Source organism: Streptococcus infantis (assembly GCF_047464215.1).
GTDB lineage: Bacteria > Bacillota > Bacilli > Lactobacillales > Streptococcaceae > Streptococcus > Streptococcus infantis_P.
The window spans coordinates 1-19,462 of sequence record NZ_JASHCG010000020.1; the positions used below are offsets into that span (position 1 = coordinate 1).

Sequence of the window (19,462 nt, forward strand, 5' to 3'; positions counted from 1 at the left end):
TCATTAAGGTCATCAAGCGCAATGCTTTTGGCTTCCGGAACTTTGAAAACTTTAAAACTAGAATCCTCATTGCTTTGAACATCAAAAAGGAGAGAACCATGTTGGTCCTCTCCAGGTTATAACTTTTTATCAACCCACTACAGTTGACAAAGAGCCAGTTTTGGTTCATTTTTTAGGATAAAACATTCATAACTGCCACACTGACATCATCAATAGCATTTTCTTGGTTAGAACGACTATTAGTTACCAACATTTCTAGGTTCCCTGCATTTTCATAGTAATATGAAGCCCCTTTGGCATTGAACACAACCAAGAAGTGCTCTTCGCCACCGTGAATCTCGTAGACAATCCAACCACTATTTTCAATTGCTGTATGAACAAAGACATGACGGTAAACTTCTTCATAAGTAGGGTATGAAAAGGCACTAGTCTGGGTTTTAAGACGGATGATCTGACGGACAAACTCGATGCTATCTTGACGCTCATTGATCAAATCCCAGTTGACTTGGTTGACGCTATCAGGAGCATTGTAACTATTCATTGCTCGCTCACGATCTGCGTGAGTCAACTCGCCATTTTCTCCTGTAGCTACAAGCTTGGTACGGCCAAACTCTTGCCCCAACTCCATGAAGGCCATCCCTTGCATGAGAAGGTTCATGGCTGTCGCTGTTTCTACTTTCTTCATGATACGTTTTTCACTCTCCGCTGGATGAAGGGTTTTAAGCAAATCATGCAAATTGTAGTTATCGTGGGCTTCTACATAGTTAAGAACCTGATTGGGACTGAGATAAGAACCCAGCTCTCGGCTTCCAAGGATAGCCTTTGCGACGATCGGCTCAGTACCTGCACCACTGACAAAACCAGATTTGATAGAACCATAGACTTCACAACCTTTAACCGCATCACGTTGATTATCATTAAAGAATCCAATGTTTGGCAACTGGTAGGCATTATCTTTCTTAGCCTTATCATAAGGAGCAAGACCAGTTCCCATATCCCATCCTTCTCCATAAAGGATGATTTTAGGATCGACTTCGTCCATAGCCCAACGAATCATCTGCATAGTTTTGACATCATGGATTCCCATCAAGTCAAAGCGGAAACCGTCAATATTGAATTCTTTTACCCAGTAGAGAAGAGAATCAATCATATATTTACGGAACATTTCATGCTCACTGGCAGTTTCGTTCCCGACTCCTGTTCCATTTTGGTAGGTTCCGTCATGGTTCATTCGATAATAATAATCGGGAACCGTTGTTTGGAATGGCGCATCCACCGTTGAGAAGGTATGATTGTAAACAACATCCATAATAACACCGATACCAGCATCGTGATAAGCTTGGACCATAGCCTTCAAATCACGGATAGCTTGACCTGGATCATTTGGATTTGTAGACATGCTAGTTTCTGGAGCATTGTAGTTTTGTGGATCATATCCCCAGTTATAAGTTACATTTCCATCTGCGTCGTATTCTTTATGACGGTCAGCAATTGGTTGCAGCTGGACATAGTTGACACCAAGTTCTTTGATATAGTCGAACGCAGTCGACTGACCATACTGATTAACTGTTCCAGTTTGCGCTGCACCTAAGAAGGTTCCTCTTAATTCTGGCGCAACACCAGATGTTTCAGACTTAGTCAAATCACGGATGTGCATTTCATAAATGACTGCTTGGCAAGGATTTTCCAAACGCCAAGTTGCTTCTGTACCATGCTTAACCTCAAAACCTTCGACCTGACGATCTTGATTTGAGACAATAGCTGAACGTTTTCCATCAGGACTTGTCGCTATTGTATATGGATCACGAGTTAATGACTGGTGATGAGGAAAGTCAATTTGGTAGTGGTAAGCACGACCTGCTAGGTTTTCTGGAACTGTTAAACTCCAAACACCAATGGTATTGTACTTGTGGCTATAGGAATAACTATTTCCTCGTTCCATTTCAAAGGTTTTAAGGATAGGAGCGTCATTGCTCGTTGATTCATAGACTACTACTTGGACAGAAGTAGCTGTTGGTGCCCATAAGCTAAAACTTGTTTCATTTTCAGAAACTTGACATCCCAACTCTCCTTGATAACCCCAGTGGTGGTCGAAACTCGCACTATTGATTGCCTTGTCAAAGGCAAAAGGATTTTGGTCCTTATAGTGTGGACTTGCAATGGCAGGATTTTCAGAATAATAAACTGTATCGTCTCCATCCAAAATCCAAACCTCTGTCAAAAGTGGATAGTAATTGAATCGAATAGGATATTCTTTGCTGACACCGTCTTTTTCAACGCTAAAAGTCATGGTTTCAAGTGCTACTTCACTCGATTGAGTCAGTGAAAATTTGGCACCAAAATATTCTTCTTCTTTGATAAGCTCTACTGAATCTACTGTTTTTTTACTGAAACTACAAGCCTCGTAGGCTTCATCCTTACGATGGTAATGAATAAGTACAGGATAATTGTACATAGTTCTCCCTAATTTCTAAATTAAATTTGATTTTATATGTTACTAATAATTTCTTGATCAATCGCCTCACAATTCACAAAAAACTCAATGTGATTATGACATACTTCCAAATCTACTGGTATGTCACCACCGTATTCTCCATCAAGATTAAGCATAAACGGCTCTTCCTGATCCAAAGTTTCAATTCGGAGTTTACTAGTTTTCAGATATTCAACATTGACATCTGATACGTGTTGGCCTCCGTTTATGGCCTGAACTAGTAGACTCAACATATCTAGGATTTTATCTGTCTTTACTAGAATAAGCGTAAAATTGCCATCATCCAGCTTGCTATCAGGTGCGAATTGCTCAAATCCACCAATAGAATTGGTCAAGGCAACAAAGACAAGAGAAACTTCTCCTGTAAAAATTCCCCAATCATGGTAAATACGAACAGGACGTGCTTTGGATTTTGGGAACATCTCGATGCCTTTAGCAACATAGGCCAGATAACCCAAACGCGTCTTTAGTTCACTCGGAACACTAAAAGTTAACTCCGTAAGAGCTCCTGCCGCAGCAATATTGATGAAATACTTATCACCAAAGGCACGACCAATATCAATTTGCTTGGTTTCATTTTTAGCAATGATCTTCGCTGCAGCAACTGGATCCCCCATAGGGATTTTCAATGCTCTTGCATAATCATTGGTAGTTCCAGTAGGAATGATGGCTATCTTTGGACGATGTTCCAGAGGTGCAATTCCATTAACCACTTCATTGATGGTGCCATCACCACCAGCTACTAAAACCAAATCAAAGCCAGCTTTTGCAGCTCTTTCTGCTTCTTTCTGGGCTGACAGGTGTTCAGGTTTGGTCTGAAAAGCACTGGTTTCATAGCCTATGCTCTCTAACACTTCTAGGACTTCTGCGATATTTTGTTTGATCATTTCCTGGCCTGAGGTCGGATTATAAATGAGACGTGCGCGTTTTTTTTCTTCTTTCATAGCTTATAAACTCTCAAGCCAAGCTTCGTCACGAATCTCTATTCCCAGTTCTTGTGCTTTTTGGAGCTTGCTTCCTGCATCTGCTCCTGCTACAACAAGGTCTGTTTTTTTCGACACACTACCAGTAACCTTGGCTCCTAGACTTTCTAATTTATTTTTAGCTTCTGAGCGATTAAGACGCTCTAGCTTTCCTGTCAATACGACAGTTAGACCAGACAAGGCTGCATTTGCTGCAACTGTCTGTCCTTTGTAGTCTAGATTAACACCTGATTCTTTCAATTCCCTTAAAAGGATTTCAGAACCCTCTGTAGCAAAATAGGTCTGTAGGCTTTGGGCAATGACACTTCCCAAACTTTCGATACTTGCAATTTCTTCAGGATTAGCTTGTGCTAGTAATTCGATTGAGTGGAAGTTTTGTAAAAGCAACTGACTTGCCTTACTTCCTACATGACGAATCCCCAAACCAAACAAGAGTTTTTCCGCAGAATTTTCTTTGGATGCTTGAATAGCCTGGTAGAGCTTTTGAGCAGATTTTTCCTTGATACCATCTAGCAAGAGCAAATCTTCCACAGTCAAACGATAAATATCTGCAACATCCTTAACCAAATCGGCTGCAAATAGTTTCTCAACGATTGATGGACCAAGGCCAGAAATATTCATAGCATCACGCGATGCGAAGTGCGTCAAGCCTTCCTTGATTTGAGCAGGGCATCGCGGATTGATACAACGAAGGGCAACCTCATCTTCAAAATGTAAAAGCTTACTGTCACAACTTGGACAGTTTGTTGGAATATCTAGTCTTTCCTCTGACACTCGCTTGGATTCTACCACTCGTAGAACAGCTGGAATGATGTCCCCTGCCTTATAGACAATGACTGTGTCATCCTTACGGATATCCTTTTCAGCGATATAGTCAACATTATGAAGGGTTGCACGACTTACAGTTGTACCTGCAAGTTGCACTGGAGTAAGATTAGCAGTCGGAGTCACAACTCCTGTACGGCCAACAGTCCAGTCAACAGAAAGAATTTTCGCTTCTTTTTCTTCTGCTGGGAATTTATAAGCGACTGCCCATTTAGGTGCTTTGACTGTAAATCCTAGTTGCTCCTGACCAGCTAGATCATTGACCTTAATCACAACTCCATCGATATCATAAGGCAATTGATCTCTTTCTCGACCAATTTCTTGAATAAACACCCAAACCTCATCCATACTATGAGCTAATAGACGTCTTTGATTAACCACAAAGCCTAATTGTTCTAAATGTTTCAAAACCTTCTCTTGACTATCCCGAGTTGAAGGACTAGCTTCCTGATAAAGGAAGGTTGCAAGATTACGTTTGGCTACTACTGCTGTATCTAACTGACGAAGTGTTCCTGCAGCCGCATTTCTTGGGTTAGCAAATTCTGGCTCCCCATTTTCTTGACGAGATTGATTGACCTGGTCAAAAGAAGCTCTCGGCATATAACATTCACCACGAACAGTAATATCTAATTTTTCTGGTAATGATAAAGGAATGTCTTTCACTCGTTTAAGATTTTCAGTGATGTTTTCACCGATGGAGCCATCACCGCGAGTTGCCCCAGTAACAAAAATTCCCTGCTCATAAGTCAAGGAAATCGATAAACCATCAATCTTCAACTCACAAATATAAGTGACATCATCCAATTCTTTACGAACACGCGCATCAAAGGCATCCAGTTCTTCACGTGAAAAAGCATCCTGCAAACTATAGAGAGGATACTGATGACTATATTTTTCAAACCCATCAAGAATCTTACCTCCAACACGATGTGTCGGACTTTCTGGTAAAACTTGGTCAGGATGAGCTTTTTCTAACTCTACCAATTCACGATAAAGGCGGTCATACTCACTATCAGATACAGATGGATTATCACTTGTATAATACTCTGTCGCATAGCGATTGAGCAGTTCAACGAGCTCTTTCATTCTTTCATTCATAGAACCATTTTACCATAAAAAGGACCATAGAAACAATACTCAAGCTCTAAAAAAGAAAATGAGAAGGATTTTTCTATCGCTTCTCATTTATTTTTATTTTTTACGATTCAAAATAGCATTCAAGACGATGGCTACTGTACTTGCAATGACAATACCATTTGAGAAGAACATTTGTAATTCAGTCGGTAAAGTATTGAAGAGATTGCTTCCGTTTAATCCCACCCCAGCAGAAATAGAAACTGCTGCAATGAGGAAGTTGTGTTCATTGTGTTCGAAGTCTACACGCGCCAAGATTTGCATCCCTTGGAGAGACACGAAACCGAACATGACGAGCATAGCTCCACCTAGAACCGGGCTAGGAATAATCTGTGCCAAGGCACCGAACTTAGGCAAAAGACCGAGCAAGATAAGGAAACCAGCTGCGTAGTAGATTGGTAAACGAGTACGAATACCTGAAAGTTTCACCAAACCTACGTTTTGTGAAAATCCTGTATAAGGGAAGGTATTGAAAAGTCCACCAAGTAAGACAGCAAGACCTTCAGCGCGATAACCATTACGAAGACGAGTGCTATCGATTGGATCTTTAGTAATATCAGAAAGGGCAAGATACACACCAGTTGATTCTACCATAGATACAGTAGCGATAATACACATCATGACAATAGAAGAAATCTCAAATTGTGGAGCACCAAAGTAGAATGGAGTTGGGATATGAACAAGTGGAGCTTCTGCTACTGGAGAGAAATCAACCAAGCCCATAGTCGCAGCGATGATGGTACCTGCAATTAAACCAATCAAAATTGAAATAGATTTAATGAATCCTTTTGTAAAGATATTAACCAAGAGAATGATAAGAATAGTGATTGTTGCTAATGCCAAACTTTGTCCAGTAGGTTTTTCAACATTATTACCCATATTTCCGATGGCAACTGGAATCAAGGTCAATCCGATTGTTGTGATAACAGAACCAGTTACAATTGCAGGGAAAAGATTGGCAACCTTAGAGAAGATACCTGAAATCAGGATAACATAAATCCCTGAAGCAATCAAAGCTCCGAACATAGCACCGCTACCATGACTCTGACCGATCATGATAAGAGGAGCAACAGACTGGAAGGCTACCCCAAGAACAATAGGCAAACCGACACCAAAATGTTTATTTAGTTGCAATTGTAAGAGAGTTGCAACCCCACACATAAAGATATCTGTTGAAATAAGGTAGGTCAACTGTTGAGCTGAATACCCTAAAGCACTTGCAATCATGATTGGTACCAGGATTGAACCTGAGTACATGGCTAACAAATGTTGCAAACCAAGAACGGCTGCCTGTGAGTGGTTTTCCTGTTGCTTCATTAGATATCTGCCTCCTTGAAGATAACTTTTCCATTTTCAAAACGCTCTAATCGCGCGAGTGATACTACTTGATGACCTGATTTTTCTAGCAGTTCACGACCATCTTGGAAAGATTTTTCAATCACAATTCCGATAGCTTCAACTCTAGCACCAGCCTGTTCAATGATCTGAATCAAACCTTTAGCTGCTTGACCATTAGCCAAGAAATCATCAATAATCAATACTTTATCTTGAGGAGATAAGAACTTACCTGCAATAGATACGGTACTTGTTACTTGTTTAGTGAAAGAATAAACCTCAGCAGTCAAAATTCCTTCATTCATCGTGATATTTTTTGCTTTTTTAGCAAAAATCATGGGAACATCTAACTGTTCAGCCACATATAAGGCTGGGGCAATCCCTGACGCTTCAATCGTCACGACTTTGGTAATACCAGCATTTTTAAAATGTTCTGCAAAGGTGCGACCAATCTCGCGCATCAAGGAATAATCAACTTGGTGGGTCAAGAAAGAATCCACCTTAAGAATATTCTCACCAAGAACGTTTCCGTCCTTTAAAATTCGTTCTTCTAATAATTTCACAATAACCTCCGAAATAAAAAGAGACTTACCAAGTAAGCCCCTTAGAAAGATTGAAACAGATATCCCTGCTTTTTTTATCTCTCTTCGACTTACTCATTGTTAGGTATTTACGGTACCTTGTAGAAACGCCACGCCAATTCGCGGCATAAATAAGTAATCATATTTTTAGTGAGCATCTCCATTCCAGATAGAGTTCTTCACAATCACATAATCTACATGTCTAAGATCAGCTACCTTTCGACCTCCAGCATAAGAAATCGAACTTTGCAAATCTTGTTCCATTTCAGTTAGGGTATCTTGTAAATGTCCTTTGGCAGGAAGAAGAATTTTCTTACCTTCGACATTCTTATAGGCACCTTTTTGGTATTCTGAAGCTGATCCGTAGTATTCTTTGAATTGTTTACCGTCCACTTCAACTGTTTTACCAGGGCTTTCGATATGGCCTGCAAATAAAGAACCAATCATGACCATACTTGCACCGAAGCGAATTGACTTGGCAATGTCTCCATGTGTACGGATACCACCATCTGCAATAATCGGTTTACGCGCAGCCTTAGCACACCAGCGAAGGGCTGCCAACTGCCAACCACCAGTACCAAAGCCTGTTTTAACCTTAGTAATACATACCTTACCTGGACCAATTCCGACCTTAGTAGCGTCTGCACCAGCATTTTCAAGTTCACGCACGGCTTCTGGAGTACCAACGTTTCCAGCGATGACAAAAGTCTCTGGCAATTCTTTCTTGATGTGCTGAATCATTGAAATCACGCTGTCTGCATGACCATGAGCAATATCAATGGTGATGTACTCTGGAGCATCTTCCTTTAATTGACTAACAAAATCATATTCGTAATCTTTAACACCAACAGAGATAGAAGCAATCAAACCTTTTTCATGCATGCGTTTCACAAAAGGAATGCGTCCTTCTTCATCAAAACGATGCATAATATAGAAATATCCACCCTTAGCGAGTTGTTCAGCAACATTTTCATCTAGGATTGTTTGCATATTGGAAGGAACAACTGGTAATTTAAAGGTATGCTTCCCTAAAGTTACCTGCGTGTCAGCCTCTGCACGACTTTTAAGAACACACTTGTTAGGGATTAGCTGAATATCTTCATAGTCAAAGATCGGAAATTCGTTTAACATATTTCTCTCATTTCTCTTGTTTAGACTTTCCTAAAGTTAGGAATAGCCTCGTCTTTTCCAGACAATTACTCTAACAAGTTTACAATAATGTCCGTTTTTTGTCAATTGTAATGACTGGAAACAAATAATGTTCGTGTTTTTTGTTTCCAATCAAGGAGATAACTAGACATTCACTCTGTATTTGTCTTACCTTTCAAATCTTTACCAAGATTTTCGATAAAGACTTTTTCAAAGAATTCAATCCTCTTGACAAAATCTTGATAACTTTCGGCTTGTCCAGGTATTTGGATAGACCATTTCTTCAACAGGGCTCCATAACCTGCTAGCTTACCTATCTCATTATCAACTACCTTTTCCTTGCTTGGAAAAACAAGACCAGCCTGCTCAGCTTCTAAAATATAAGAATAAGAAATCAGCTGGAACAAGTCCTCACGGTTAATTCCTTTTTCAGTAAATTCTAGTTTTTTATATTTAGCATCTAAAACTGTTCTTAGTTCTCTATTATAAAAATCTGGATATACCTTACGTTTCCCACTAGAAAATACAGAGATACCACCTTTCTTTTCTTTATTGCGTGGATGAATAAAATCTTTTGGCAACAAGGTATAAACATACTCTTCCCAAAGCCAGGCAACATCAAAAAGAATACCATGGATTTTTTGCTCTTGGTATCCTAAACCGTGCTTTTCTCTGTTTAATATCATCAGACAAAGCTCTTGCAATTTTCTGTACTCTCGAAAGTAGGCATGACGAAGAGGTTTGGTTTGATTTAGTCGGATAATCTTAGCACGATCAGCTAATTTATAAGAGGGCGTTACTCGCACGATTTCTGCCTCATTCTCACGACTAGTTGAGAGATTATCAAGAACTCCTCTCTCAAGACTTTTCTGATTCTTCATGTATTCAATTGTATGACGGATCAGCTGCATGAAGGGATTATCATAAGTGAACTCTCAAGTAAAGAAAAATTACACTAAAAAGCTAAAATCTTCGAAATCAAATTAGACATATATAAAGATATGTCTAATTTTCACAGAAAACGATTGCACAAGATTTTTATTTCTGCTAGAATATTTTTATCCCGAGAAAGCGCATTCAAGAGATGATAAAATGAAATAATAAACTAGGAGCTTTATATGATTCAAAATAATCTTGACAAAGGTTTTCGTTATTCTATCCGAAAACGTAGCATTGGTGTCTGTGGTGTAGTTATTGCAACTTTTTTATTAAGTACAGCTTCGATTATTCAAAATAATACTGTAAAAGCTACTGAAACCCCAATTTCAAGTAGTTCTAATCCAAAAACAGAACCTACAGTAAACGAACAAGAAAATACTCCAAACCTCAATTCAAAACCTGAAGAAAAAGACGCCACTACTGTAACTGAAGCACCAAAAGCAGATGTTATGGAAAACCTCATGAGATCTACTAATCAGGCAGATAAGGACTTGAATAAATATCTTTTCGGATTAAACTACAATAAAATTGATATTTTAACTCGTAGAGGTGAAGCAATCGAAAATTATTCAAATACATCTTCAAAACAACAAGGGAATGAGTTTGTTGTAATTGAAAAAGTGAAAAAGAGTATTTCTAATAATTCAGCTGATGTTTCAATTAACGGTAATAGCGACATCTTCTTAGGCGCTTTATTCCGAGCAGATCAAGGATTATTAGAAAATAAACCTCAACTTGTTAGTATTGATAGAAAACAGGGTAGAATCAGCGTGGACCTTCCAGGAATGGCTGGAGCAGATAGCTATACTGATGCAAACACAACAGTCAGTGGTATGCAGGAAGGAATTAACACTTTGGTAAATAGATGGAATGCAAATTATGCATCAAGTAATCCTGCACCTGCTCGTATGCAATACGATTCTACTTCAGCATATAGTATGAATCAACTAAAAGCAAAATTTGGTAGCAACTTTGAAAAAATTGGGGTTGATTTAAAAATTGACTTTGAAGCTGCACAAAAAGGTGAAAAACAAATTGAAGTTGTCGACTTTAAACAAATTTACTTTACCGCTAACTTTGATGCACCAAAAAATCCTGGAGATGTCTTTGGTGATAATGTAACAGTCAACGATTTACAAGATCGTGGCTTGGATGAACAAACACCTCCTGTTTATGTTTCTAGTATGTCTTATGGCCGTCAAATGTATGTTAAATTTGAAACAACAAGTACAAGTACAGAACTTAAAGCAGCTATAAATGCTGTCATTAAAGGTGTGCCTATTAACCCTGAATCTGAATGGGCTCGTGTTTTGAAAAATACTTCTGTAACAGCTGTTATTGTTGGCGGTAACGCTGATGGCGCTGCTCGAGTAGTTACTGGAACACCTGAAGATCTCAAGAAATTAATTCAAGAAGGAGCTAATTTTAGTACACAAAATCCTGCAGTCCCTATTTCTTATAAAACTGCCTTTTTAAGAGATAATCAAGTTGCAACAATCCAAAACAGTACTGATTATATTGAAACTAAAATTACCTCTTACAAGAATGGCTATCTCAATTTGCAACATAAGGGTGGATATGTCGCTCGTTACTACGTTTACTGGGACGAAGTCACATATGACGAAAATGGAATTGAAAGCATCCGCTCTCGTGAATGGGAAGATAATGGAAAAAATAGAACTGCTGGTTTCCAAACTGAACTACAATTTAGAGGAAATGTTCGCAATCTTCGCGTAAAAATTCAAGAAAAAACAGGTCTTGCTTGGGAACCTTGGAGAACAGTTTATAATCGTACAGAATTGCCTTTAGTTCAAAAACGCACTATTATCAATTCAGGAACCACACTAAGACCAAAATATAGTGAACAAGTTGAAAATAACTAATAAAATCGTTAAAATGTAGAGTATCATTATTCATCAAATATCATTTTGAACCTTTCTGAATTTAAGATAACTCTATTCGATAACTTATACAATAAAAGGAAAACATCTTTTCATGAGATGCTTTCCTTTTTGTTTTTTTGAGGTTCTTAATCCAATTAACTCAACTTATCACAATTTAATACTCATTTAAAATCAAAGAGCAAACTAGGAAGCTAGCCGCAGGCTGCTCAAAGCACTGCTTTGAGGTTGTAGATAAGACTGACGAAGTCAGTTACATATATCTACGGTAAGGCGACGCTGACGTGGTTTGAAGAGATTTTCGAAGAGTATAAACCTCACTTCTTCTACATCCTAATAATACTCCCCTTGACGGTAGTCCCATGAGTTAAAGGTATCTGACAGGTGCATCATGATTTTATCAATGTCAAGCCCTTTACGGATAACAACTGGAGCTGGTGAAGTTGAGCGTGCTCCTCCTTGTTCTGGGATGAGTTTGCCGTCTTTATCAACCATAGACACCATCACACCTTGCTCGTAGCGAGTTTCAACTGTTTTGTCTGGCTGGATTGAAGCAACATAGTCGTCAGCTTCTATAACAAGGTCCACTGCTCCTTCGATACGTTGACCGATACCTTCAACCTTACCACGATTTCCTTTTCCAGATGGGTTTGCAGATGAAGCGTAGACCATTTTCCCTTCTTCCCAAAGTTTGGCAGCTAACTGTTCACCAGCTTTCCCAAATTTGATAACAAAGCAGCTCGTTCCACGAACGTCAGTCATGAGTTCTTCACGGCCATCACCGTATACTTTCAATTTCTCAAAGGCTTCTGGTTTCCAAGGAAGAATACAACCAAGAAGAATATCTTCATCCCAATGTTTTTGATAGAAGGCTTCGATTTCAGGGTTGAGTTGAGCTAAAGCGCGAAGCTCATCCATGCTTCCACAGAGGACTACGCCTGGTTTGTTACGACTACGTTCTTTGGCTTCAAACTTACGTTCAAGACCTGCCTTATCGCTAGTCATGATGATGTAACCAACTTTTGTAGGGCAAACAATACATCCGCCCTCACCTTTTAAAATGTCATAGCCTTCTTGTGAAAGTGTTCCGTCCCATTGAATGTGTTTTGTCATAGTTCTGTTTCCTTTTCTATATTTACTCTAATCCTGCCAATAAGCTGGGCGTTGTTTTTCGTAAGCAGCAATCAAATCTTCGTACTGCAAGGTAATACCGATATCATCCAAACCATTTAAGAGCTTGTGTTTCCACTCGCTATCAATTTCAAAGGAGAATTCTCCAACTGGTGAGATGATTATTTGTTGTTCCAAGTCAACCGTCACTTGGTCAGTTGGTTGGAGCTGGGCGAGTTTTTCTCTAACTTCCCTAGGTTGAACAATGGGTAACATGCCATTATTGAGTTCATTATTGTAATGAATATCTCCAAAAGATCCGGCAATCACGACCTTAAAGCCGTAGTCTGCTAATGCCCAAGCTGCGTGTTCCCTCGAAGAACCAGCCCCAAAATTATCTCCTGTGATGAGAATACTAGCTTTGCGATATTCAGGTCGGTTAAAGACAAAGTCTGGGTCCTCAGTATACCGATCATCCAGATAACGCCAAGCATACATGAGGTACTTACCAAATCCTTTCTTATCAATTAACTTGAGAAACTGCTTGGGTAGGATTTGGTCGGTATCAATATTATCATTCATAAGAGGAACCGTTGTTCCTGTATAAACTGTAAATTTTTCCATATCCTCTCCTTACTGGGCCTCTGGCATTTGCCGAACGTCTACGAAACGTCCTGCGATAGCTGCCGCAGCTGCCATTGCTGGACTACAAAGATGAGTCTTCGCTCCAAATCCCTGACGATCTTCAAAGTTACGATTGCTAGTTGAGGCGCAGTGAACACCATCTGGTACCTTGTCAGGATTCATTCCTAGGCACATGGAGCAACCTGGGTCTCTCCACTCAAAGCCAGCATCTAAGAAAACCTTATCCAAGCCCAACTTCTCAGCAGCTCGCTTGACTGGTCGAGAACCAGGTACCACAATAGCTGTTAAGTTAGGGGCAATCTTCTTCCCTTCAACAAATCGAGCTGCCAGCTGTAAATCACTTAGTCTAGCATTGGTACAAGAACCGATAAAGACATAGCCTAGTTGGATATCTGCTGGTTTCTGACCTGGTTGTAAATCCATGTAATGATAAGCACGTTCATCATTCATATCCTTTATTTCTGGGAAGCTAGAATCAAAGTCAACACCCATAGCTGGATTGGTTCCCCAAGTCACCATAGGAGCCAATTCAGAGACATCCATTCGGATAACCTTGTCATAGACGGCATCGTCATCACTGACCAGCCTTTTCCAGTCAGCAACTGCTGCGTCAAAATCTTTGGGAACACACTCGCGTCCCTTGAGATAATCATAGGTCTTCTGATCTGGATTCATGATTCCCATCTTAGAGCCAAACTCGATAGACATATTGCAGATGGTCATTCGCTCTTCCATACTAAGTGCATCAACCGCTTGGCCACGATATTCTACTACGTAGCCAACACCACAAGCAACACCGTATTTGGCAATCAAGGCTAGAATGAAATCCTTGGAATAGACTCCTTTTTGAGGAACTCCTGTGAATTCCACCAACATTTTCTTTGGCTTAACCTGCCAAATGGTTTGAGTAGCAAATACGTGCTCGACCTCACTGGTCCCAATTCCAAAGGCAATCGCTCCAAAAGCTCCATGGGTTGCTGTATGGCTATCACCACAGACGATGAATTTTCCTGGTTGTGTTCGTCCTGTTTCGGGACCAACCATATGAACGATGCCCTGTTTTTCAGAACCATGGGCCGCATGTTCAATCCCGAATTCCTCAACATTCTCCGCCAACTTATCAATTTGAGCCTTGGAAATTACATCTCGAATATCGTAGATATTAACTGTCGGTACATTGTGGTCAAAGGTACCAAATGTCAAGTCTGGTCGTCTCAATCTGCGTCCTGCGTCTCGTAATCCTTGAAATGCCTGAGGACTGGTCACTTCGTGGATATAGTGTTGATCCACATACATGAGTTGTGGTTGTCCCTCTTCTCCTGTGATCACATGGAGGTCCCATAATTTATCAAAAATTGATTTTCCTGCCATTCATTACCTCCATACAAAATACAAAGCTACTAGTGTAGTTACTATTCCTAGGAACCAAACTGTTTTAAAGTACCATTTTCTAGTCTTGTGATGAAAAGTGAGTCCTGCCAACCAGGCACCAAAACCACCACAAAAAAATGCAAATGATAGTAAATATTTTTCAGGTATTCGCCAAGCACCTCTTCTTGCCTTGAATTTGTCAATGCCATATATCAAGAAAATGATGAGATTCCAAATCAGGAGGGCAAAAGTAATTCCTTCGTTTAATTTCATAGTCTTGCGATAATGGCTTCTGTCATTTCTCTAGTCGAAGCCTGTCCTCCTATATCTCTTGTTAAAATGCCAGCAGCTAAAGTTTCTTCTACAGCACGTTCGATACGCTGCGCATCCTCATAACGTCCAAAGCTGTCTCTCAACATCATAGCAACAGATAATATCATGGAGATAGGATTGGCAATTCCTTGACCTGCAATATCAGGCGCTGAACCGTGAATGGGTTCATAAAGACTTGGGCCATTTTCAGAATGACTGGCTGATGGCATGACACCAAGTGTGCCTGATAGAACACTTGATTCATCAGATAAGATATCTCCGAAAAGATTCTCTGTCACGATAACATCAAACTTAGCTGGATTGGTAATCATGAGCATAGCAGCTGAGTCGACTAGCTGGTGCTCCAAGGTTACGTCGGGATAATCTTTTGCGACTTCCTCAGCTACTCTTCGCCAAAGTTTTGATGTTGCCAAAACATTTTGCTTATCGATACTGGTAAGGATTTTTCTCCGACTTCTTGCAATTTCAAAAGCCTTGCGAATAATTCGTTCTACTTCCTCATAGCTATAATCGTTGATATCACGCGCTTTTTTTTCTTCAAGGATATGATCACCAAAGTAAATTCCTCCTGTCAACTCACGTACTACTACAAAGTCAACACCAGTTATTCGTTCTGGCTTCAGAGGTGATAAGTGCTTGAGACTCTCAAAAATTTTAACTGGACGAATATTGGCATAGAGATTTAGTTCCTTTCGAAGGGCCAGAAGCCCTTGTTCAGGTCGAACTGGAGCATCATCATACTGAGGACTACCGATTGCAGCGAGCAGAATAGCATCCGCTTCTCTAGTAGCCTTGAGGGTTTCATCAGGCAAGGGATGTCCTGCAGCATCAATACCTGCCCCTCCAAAAGGTCGTCTGTCAATCTCATAGTCAAAACCTGTTTTTTCAGCTAGAGCCTCCAGAACTTCTAAACCAGCTTCCAAGATTTCAGGGCCGATACCATCACCTGCTAGGGCAACTATTTTTCTTGTCATAGCTTTCTCCTTTACACGCTAGGCATATCGCGATAGGAAACTGTTGTTCCCATCTCACCAGCATTCTCTTTTTGAACAAAGGTATTAGCATTAATGTAGGCAATAGCCGAAGCCTTCAACACATCGAAATCAAGACCTGCTGCGTTAAAGATAGTTTCAGTATCTCTGTTTTCAACAGTTACCAATACACGTGCCTGGGCATCAATCCCATCAGTTACCGCATCAATCGTATAGGATACCAAGCGAACAGATTGGTTAAAGAACTTGTCGATAGCGTTAAAGATTGCTTCAACGGAACCTTGCCCTGTCGCATTAAATTCAACTTTCTCACCATCAAAATTAGCTAATCTAACTGTCGCTTCAATGTCATTTTCAGAATGGGTTTGAAGTTGCAAGTCATCAAAGTGGAAACCTTCTGGATTTTCAACCATGGTTCCGGCGACCAGAGCTCGAATATCAGCATCTGTGATTTCTTGCTTCTTGTCTGCCAAGGTCTTGAACTTAGCAAAGAGTGGCTTGATATCTTCATCTGTAAAGTCTAGAGCCAAATCTCTTAGTTTCTCAACAAAAGCATGGTGACCAGACAATTTACCGAGCGGAAGACTATTACTCTTGACACCAACCAATTCAGGTGTAATGATTTCATAAGTGAGAGGATTTTTAAGAACACCATCTTGGTGAATACCTGATTCGTGAGAGAAGGCATTTCCTCCAACAACCGCCTTGTTTTTTGGAACTGGAATTCCTGAGAAACGAGAAACCATTTCAGACATATTAATCGTTTCGTTTAGGACGATACTTGTCTCTGCTTGGTAATAATCTTGGCGAATATTGAGGGCTACCGCTATTTCTTCTAAAGCAGCATTCCCAGCTCGTTCTCCAATACCGTTGATAGTCCCTTCAACACGTCCTGCACCATTCTTAACAGCAGCAAGGCTATTGGCAACTGCCATTCCAAGGTCATCGTGACAGTGAGGCGAATAGATAATCTGACGGTCGGTTTTAACATTGTCAATCAGATACTTAAAGATATTCCCATATTCCTCTGGTGTGGTAAAACCAACCGTGTCAGGAATATTGATATAGGTTGCACCTGCGTCTACCGCTGTTTGAACGACTTGTAAGAGGAAATCCAGCTCAGTTCTAGTCGCATCTTCAGGAGAGAATTCTACCACTTCAAATTTACTCCGTGCATAGGAAACATGATCTTTAATAGCTTCCAATATTTCCTCTTTGCTTTTATTCAACTTAAATTCACGATGAATAGGACTAGTAGCGATAAAAACATGGATTTGTGGATACTTAGCATCCTTAAGTGCTTCATAACAAGCGTCAATATCTGATTTAACAGAGCGAGCTAAACCAGTCACTGCTGTTTTCTTCAAGACTTTTGCGATTTCCTGAACTGCAGTAAATGAGTCTGGACTAGCTGCTGGAAAACCAGCTTCAATTGCCGAAATTCCCCATTTTTCCAGTTGTCTTGCAATGGCAATCTTTTCCTTGATCGAAAAATTAACACCTGGTGTCTGCTCACCATCTCGAAGGCTAGTATCTAGAAATTCAACTGTTCTCATAAGATTTCCCCTTTTCTAAATTCGGTTTTAAAAAAACATCTCGCTCGGAGTTCCAAGCGAGATGTTGATTTACTCCCGCTTGGTAAGCCAAACAGGACTAATGCTTTTGCACTAGCCCGAGTATCTCAACAACAAAGCAAATTGATTAAACTTAGCTGTTTTCATGTTTGACTTTCTCCTTCGTTTGATATCTTGTTTAGTATTTTAGCATAGGAAAAAACACATGTCAAGAAAAAATCCAATATTTTCTGAAAATTTCTTCAATAAAGAATATTTTGCTAATTGAAGGTATTTGAAAAATAAAACATACAATTTCATTTTTTTGAAGTCAAAAACCAACTTCTCTCAAATAATTCAAGCACCTTTTCGTCAGTTAGAGTGTCATCGAGTGGAAGACTAATCCAGTAGCGCTTGTTCATATGAAAGGCTGGATAAATCCCTTTTTTTACCAACAAATCAGATACTTGATCCTGTTTGAGATTAACTGCTTCAACTAATCCTTCTCTGCCCTTTTCAAGCTTATCCCAAGAAATCTTCATAAGAACCGCATACCACTTCTGATTATCTTCATGACGTAAAACTGCCGTATCAGGTGATTTTTCCCATAAGTATTCTAATTGGTTTTCATACTTTTCTTGAACACGAGTCATGATTCTCTTTGTTTGTGGACAAATATAATCCTGCACTTCAAAACAGGCCTTTCGAATGCCATAAAGAACTTCTAAACAAGCCTCTCGAACAGTTCCAACAAAAGTACCTCTCATACTTTCCATGTGAACTTGAGGATATAGATCACCAGTTTCTTGGTCATAAACTTGAAAACCTAAGACTCCATCCTCAACAGTAACTATCATGAAAAAGTCACCCTGTAAAATGGTCGAACTATAGGTCCATACACCTTGATTTTCTACAAATCCATACTCTTTAGCCTTTTGACTATTAAACTGATAGGCTTTAAAAATTTCAAACATAAGCGAAAACTGCTACCAAAAGCTAGCAGTTCCTTTCTATTTTTTAAAAGACAACCTTTGTTCCATGTAATTGTGTCACACCCAGTTGGTCAATAAAGGTTTGACGGTTGTCCATGTCAATCCCTCCACCAGGTAAAATTTCAATTTTTCCGGCAGCGTGTTCTAGAATTCTGCGGTAGTGAGCAAAACGTTTCTCTAACGAGTCGCCAGATACACCTGCTCGAGTCAAAATACGTGTTACACCAGCCTGGCTGAGCCAATCAATAGCTTCCAACTGATCCTGATCGCTCAATTCATCAAATGCCATATGGAAAACAATTTCCATACCTTTAGATGCAGCAATTAATTTTTCAAGATTGGCCTTGTCCAACTTCTGATCAGCTGTTAAGGCACCAAAGACAACACCTTGGCTACCTGCCTGAGCAGTTAGAGCAATGTCCTCAAGCATAATGGCAATTTCTAGATCATTGTAAACAAAGTCACCACCACGTGGACGAATCATAGTCATAATAGTGGTTTCGTAGTTAGCTGCCAGTTCCACCGCTGCCTTGGTAACTCCGTAACTTGGGGTTGTACCCCCAACTGCTAGATTATCACAGAGCTCGATACGACGAGCTCCAGCCTGCATAGCCTTTTCAAGCAAGGTTGCATTTTCAGCACAAAATTCGTAAATCATTTGATTCTCCTTGAAGATTAGTTTAAATTTATTATATCATATTATTTCGAATATGTTTTTGTTTTTATCAAGGAAAATCGTTACTTATTAAAGCTATTCTTTATCAGGAATCACCTTAAAAAGATAGTAGGTAATAAAGATGGTTAAACATCCCAAACCGATTTTGACTGGTAAAAGAGGCGCAAAATAAATGGAAATTCCCATCAGGATATAAATCGATACAATAATTTTTTTCTTACGTTCACGCGCAATAGACTTGGTCTCACGAAAGTCCGCTACGTAAGTCTGATAAAGTTTGGTATGATAAAGCCAATCTTCAAAACGCTTGGAACTTCTGGAAAAACAAGCAATAGACAACAAAAGAAAAGGAGTCGTAGGCAACAAGGGCAAGACAACTCCAACAATAGCCAAAGCTAATGACAGAAATCCAATAATCAGATAAACAATACGCATAACTTCTCCTAGTT

At 39.7% G+C, this 19,462-nt stretch carries 17 protein-coding genes, 1 pseudogene and 1 riboswitch; of the genes and pseudogenes, 2 read left to right on the forward strand and 16 right to left on the reverse strand.

The features are described 5' to 3' along the window. Window positions 1-122, forward strand: a 122-nt coding sequence (locus tag QM469_RS09560; RefSeq protein WP_414276697.1) for a transposase, incomplete at its 5' end; no start/stop codon positions are given. A 50-nt stretch (window positions 123-172) separates the two neighbouring features. Here the strand turns inward: QM469_RS09560 and pulA are convergent. The 7 genes and pseudogenes from pulA to QM469_RS09595 form a co-directional block, all read right to left on the reverse strand. Continuing rightward, on the reverse strand, window positions 173-2,455 hold the full coding sequence (gene pulA / locus QM469_RS09565; RefSeq protein WP_414276683.1) for a type I pullulanase: 2,283 nt from the start codon (window positions 2,453-2,455) through the stop codon (window positions 173-175). A 32-nt stretch (window positions 2,456-2,487) separates the two neighbouring features. Then, the gene (locus QM469_RS09570) at window positions 2,488-3,438 is read right to left on the reverse strand and encodes a diacylglycerol kinase family lipid kinase (RefSeq protein ID WP_414276684.1); all 951 of its coding nucleotides are present in this window, start codon (window positions 3,436-3,438) and stop codon (window positions 2,488-2,490) included. 3 nt (window positions 3,439-3,441) lie between these two features. After that, window positions 3,442-5,400 (reverse strand): NAD-dependent DNA ligase LigA, encoded by a 1,959-nt coding sequence (ligA, locus tag QM469_RS09575; RefSeq protein WP_414276685.1) that lies wholly within the window; start codon window positions 5,398-5,400, stop codon window positions 3,442-3,444. Between the two features lie 93 nt (window positions 5,401-5,493). Next, on the reverse strand, window positions 5,494-6,753 hold the full coding sequence (locus tag QM469_RS09580; protein ID WP_414276686.1) for a nucleobase:cation symporter-2 family protein: 1,260 nt from the start codon (window positions 6,751-6,753) through the stop codon (window positions 5,494-5,496). Continuing rightward, a complete protein-coding gene (locus tag QM469_RS09585) occupies window positions 6,753-7,334 on the reverse strand; it encodes a xanthine phosphoribosyltransferase (RefSeq protein WP_414276687.1) in 582 nt (193 codons plus the stop codon). Before QM469_RS09585 ends, QM469_RS09580 begins: the two co-directional genes overlap by 1 nt. A gap of 76 nt (window positions 7,335-7,410) precedes the next feature. Beyond that, window positions 7,411-7,507: riboswitch (purine riboswitch) on the reverse strand. Beyond that, window positions 7,500-8,483 carry a GMP reductase gene (gene guaC / locus QM469_RS09590; protein WP_414276688.1) on the reverse strand — a complete coding sequence of 328 codons (984 nt, stop codon included), beginning with the start codon at window positions 8,481-8,483 and terminating at the stop codon, window positions 7,500-7,502. Its footprint overlaps the riboswitch before it by 8 nt. A gap of 170 nt (window positions 8,484-8,653) precedes the next feature. Then, window positions 8,654-9,436, reverse strand: a pseudogene (locus QM469_RS09595) (5-methylcytosine restriction system specificity protein McrC); the annotation flags it as partial. Window positions 9,437-9,619: 183 nt separating this feature from the next. Between QM469_RS09595 and QM469_RS09600 the strand changes: the two are divergent. After that, on the forward strand, window positions 9,620-11,323 hold the full coding sequence (locus QM469_RS09600; protein ID WP_414276689.1) for a thiol-activated cytolysin family protein: 1,704 nt from the start codon (window positions 9,620-9,622) through the stop codon (window positions 11,321-11,323). Window positions 11,324-11,674: 351 nt separating this feature from the next. Here the strand turns inward: QM469_RS09600 and QM469_RS09605 are convergent, their stop codons facing one another. From QM469_RS09605 to QM469_RS09645, 9 genes are all read right to left on the reverse strand, one after another. Further along, window positions 11,675-12,454, reverse strand: coding sequence for an L-threonylcarbamoyladenylate synthase (locus tag QM469_RS09605; protein WP_153225735.1), 780 nt, complete (start codon window positions 12,452-12,454; stop codon window positions 11,675-11,677). Window positions 12,455-12,481: 27 nt separating this feature from the next. Then, complete coding sequence (gene leuD / locus QM469_RS09610; RefSeq protein WP_153225734.1) at window positions 12,482-13,075, reverse strand: 3-isopropylmalate dehydratase small subunit; 594 nt, start codon at window positions 13,073-13,075, stop codon at window positions 12,482-12,484. A gap of 9 nt (window positions 13,076-13,084) precedes the next feature. Further along, entirely contained in the window at window positions 13,085-14,467 is a 1,383-nt protein-coding gene (leuC, locus tag QM469_RS09615) for a 3-isopropylmalate dehydratase large subunit (protein WP_153225733.1), read from the reverse strand. 3 nt (window positions 14,468-14,470) lie between these two features. Then, window positions 14,471-14,740, reverse strand: a complete 270-nt coding sequence (locus QM469_RS09620; protein ID WP_049509218.1) for a DUF1294 domain-containing protein — start codon at window positions 14,738-14,740, stop codon at window positions 14,471-14,473. Next, window positions 14,737-15,774 (reverse strand): 3-isopropylmalate dehydrogenase, encoded by a 1,038-nt coding sequence (gene leuB, locus QM469_RS09625; protein WP_414276690.1) that lies wholly within the window; start codon window positions 15,772-15,774, stop codon window positions 14,737-14,739. Before leuB ends, QM469_RS09620 begins: the two co-directional genes overlap by 4 nt. A gap of 11 nt (window positions 15,775-15,785) precedes the next feature. After that, complete coding sequence (locus tag QM469_RS09630) at window positions 15,786-17,348, reverse strand: 2-isopropylmalate synthase (protein WP_414276691.1); 1,563 nt, start codon at window positions 17,346-17,348, stop codon at window positions 15,786-15,788. 314 nt (window positions 17,349-17,662) lie between these two features. Beyond that, window positions 17,663-18,319 (reverse strand): MmcQ/YjbR family DNA-binding protein, encoded by a 657-nt coding sequence (locus QM469_RS09635; protein WP_414276692.1) that lies wholly within the window; start codon window positions 18,317-18,319, stop codon window positions 17,663-17,665. Between the two features lie 43 nt (window positions 18,320-18,362). Then, window positions 18,363-18,995, reverse strand: coding sequence for a copper homeostasis protein CutC (locus tag QM469_RS09640; protein ID WP_414276693.1), 633 nt, complete (start codon window positions 18,993-18,995; stop codon window positions 18,363-18,365). Window positions 18,996-19,088: 93 nt separating this feature from the next. Then, the gene (locus tag QM469_RS09645; protein ID WP_001223807.1) at window positions 19,089-19,448 is read right to left on the reverse strand and encodes a YbaN family protein; all 360 of its coding nucleotides are present in this window, start codon (window positions 19,446-19,448) and stop codon (window positions 19,089-19,091) included. Window positions 19,449-19,462: the final 14 nt, after the last annotated feature.

Coding starts and splice junctions, on each gene's coding strand:
- leuD (WP_153225734.1), bottom strand. CDS start 13,075: ATGGAAAAATTTACAGTTTATACAGGAACAACGGTTCCTCTTATGAAT.
- QM469_RS09635 (WP_414276692.1), bottom strand. CDS start 18,319: ATGTTTGAAATTTTTAAAGCCTATCAGTTTAATAGTCAAAAGGCTAAA.
- QM469_RS09620 (WP_049509218.1), bottom strand. CDS start 14,740: ATGAAATTAAACGAAGGAATTACTTTTGCCCTCCTGATTTGGAATCTC.
- pulA (WP_414276683.1), bottom strand. CDS start 2,455: ATGTACAATTATCCTGTACTTATTCATTACCATCGTAAGGATGAAGCC.
- leuB (WP_414276690.1), bottom strand. CDS start 15,774: ATGACAAGAAAAATAGTTGCCCTAGCAGGTGATGGTATCGGCCCTGAA.
- QM469_RS09570 (WP_414276684.1), bottom strand. CDS start 3,438: ATGAAAGAAGAAAAAAAACGCGCACGTCTCATTTATAATCCGACCTCA.
- guaC (WP_414276688.1), bottom strand. CDS start 8,483: ATGTTAAACGAATTTCCGATCTTTGACTATGAAGATATTCAGCTAATC.
- QM469_RS09600 (WP_414276689.1), top strand. CDS start 9,620: ATGATTCAAAATAATCTTGACAAAGGTTTTCGTTATTCTATCCGAAAA.
- QM469_RS09630 (WP_414276691.1), bottom strand. CDS start 17,348: ATGAGAACAGTTGAATTTCTAGATACTAGCCTTCGAGATGGTGAGCAG.
- QM469_RS09580 (WP_414276686.1), bottom strand. CDS start 6,753: ATGAAGCAACAGGAAAACCACTCACAGGCAGCCGTTCTTGGTTTGCAA.
- QM469_RS09645 (WP_001223807.1), bottom strand. CDS start 19,448: ATGCGTATTGTTTATCTGATTATTGGATTTCTGTCATTAGCTTTGGCT.
- QM469_RS09605 (WP_153225735.1), bottom strand. CDS start 12,454: ATGACAAAACACATTCAATGGGACGGAACACTTTCACAAGAAGGCTAT.
- leuC (WP_153225733.1), bottom strand. CDS start 14,467: ATGGCAGGAAAATCAATTTTTGATAAATTATGGGACCTCCATGTGATC.
- ligA (WP_414276685.1), bottom strand. CDS start 5,400: ATGAATGAAAGAATGAAAGAGCTCGTTGAACTGCTCAATCGCTATGCG.
- QM469_RS09640 (WP_414276693.1), bottom strand. CDS start 18,995: ATGATTTACGAATTTTGTGCTGAAAATGCAACCTTGCTTGAAAAGGCT.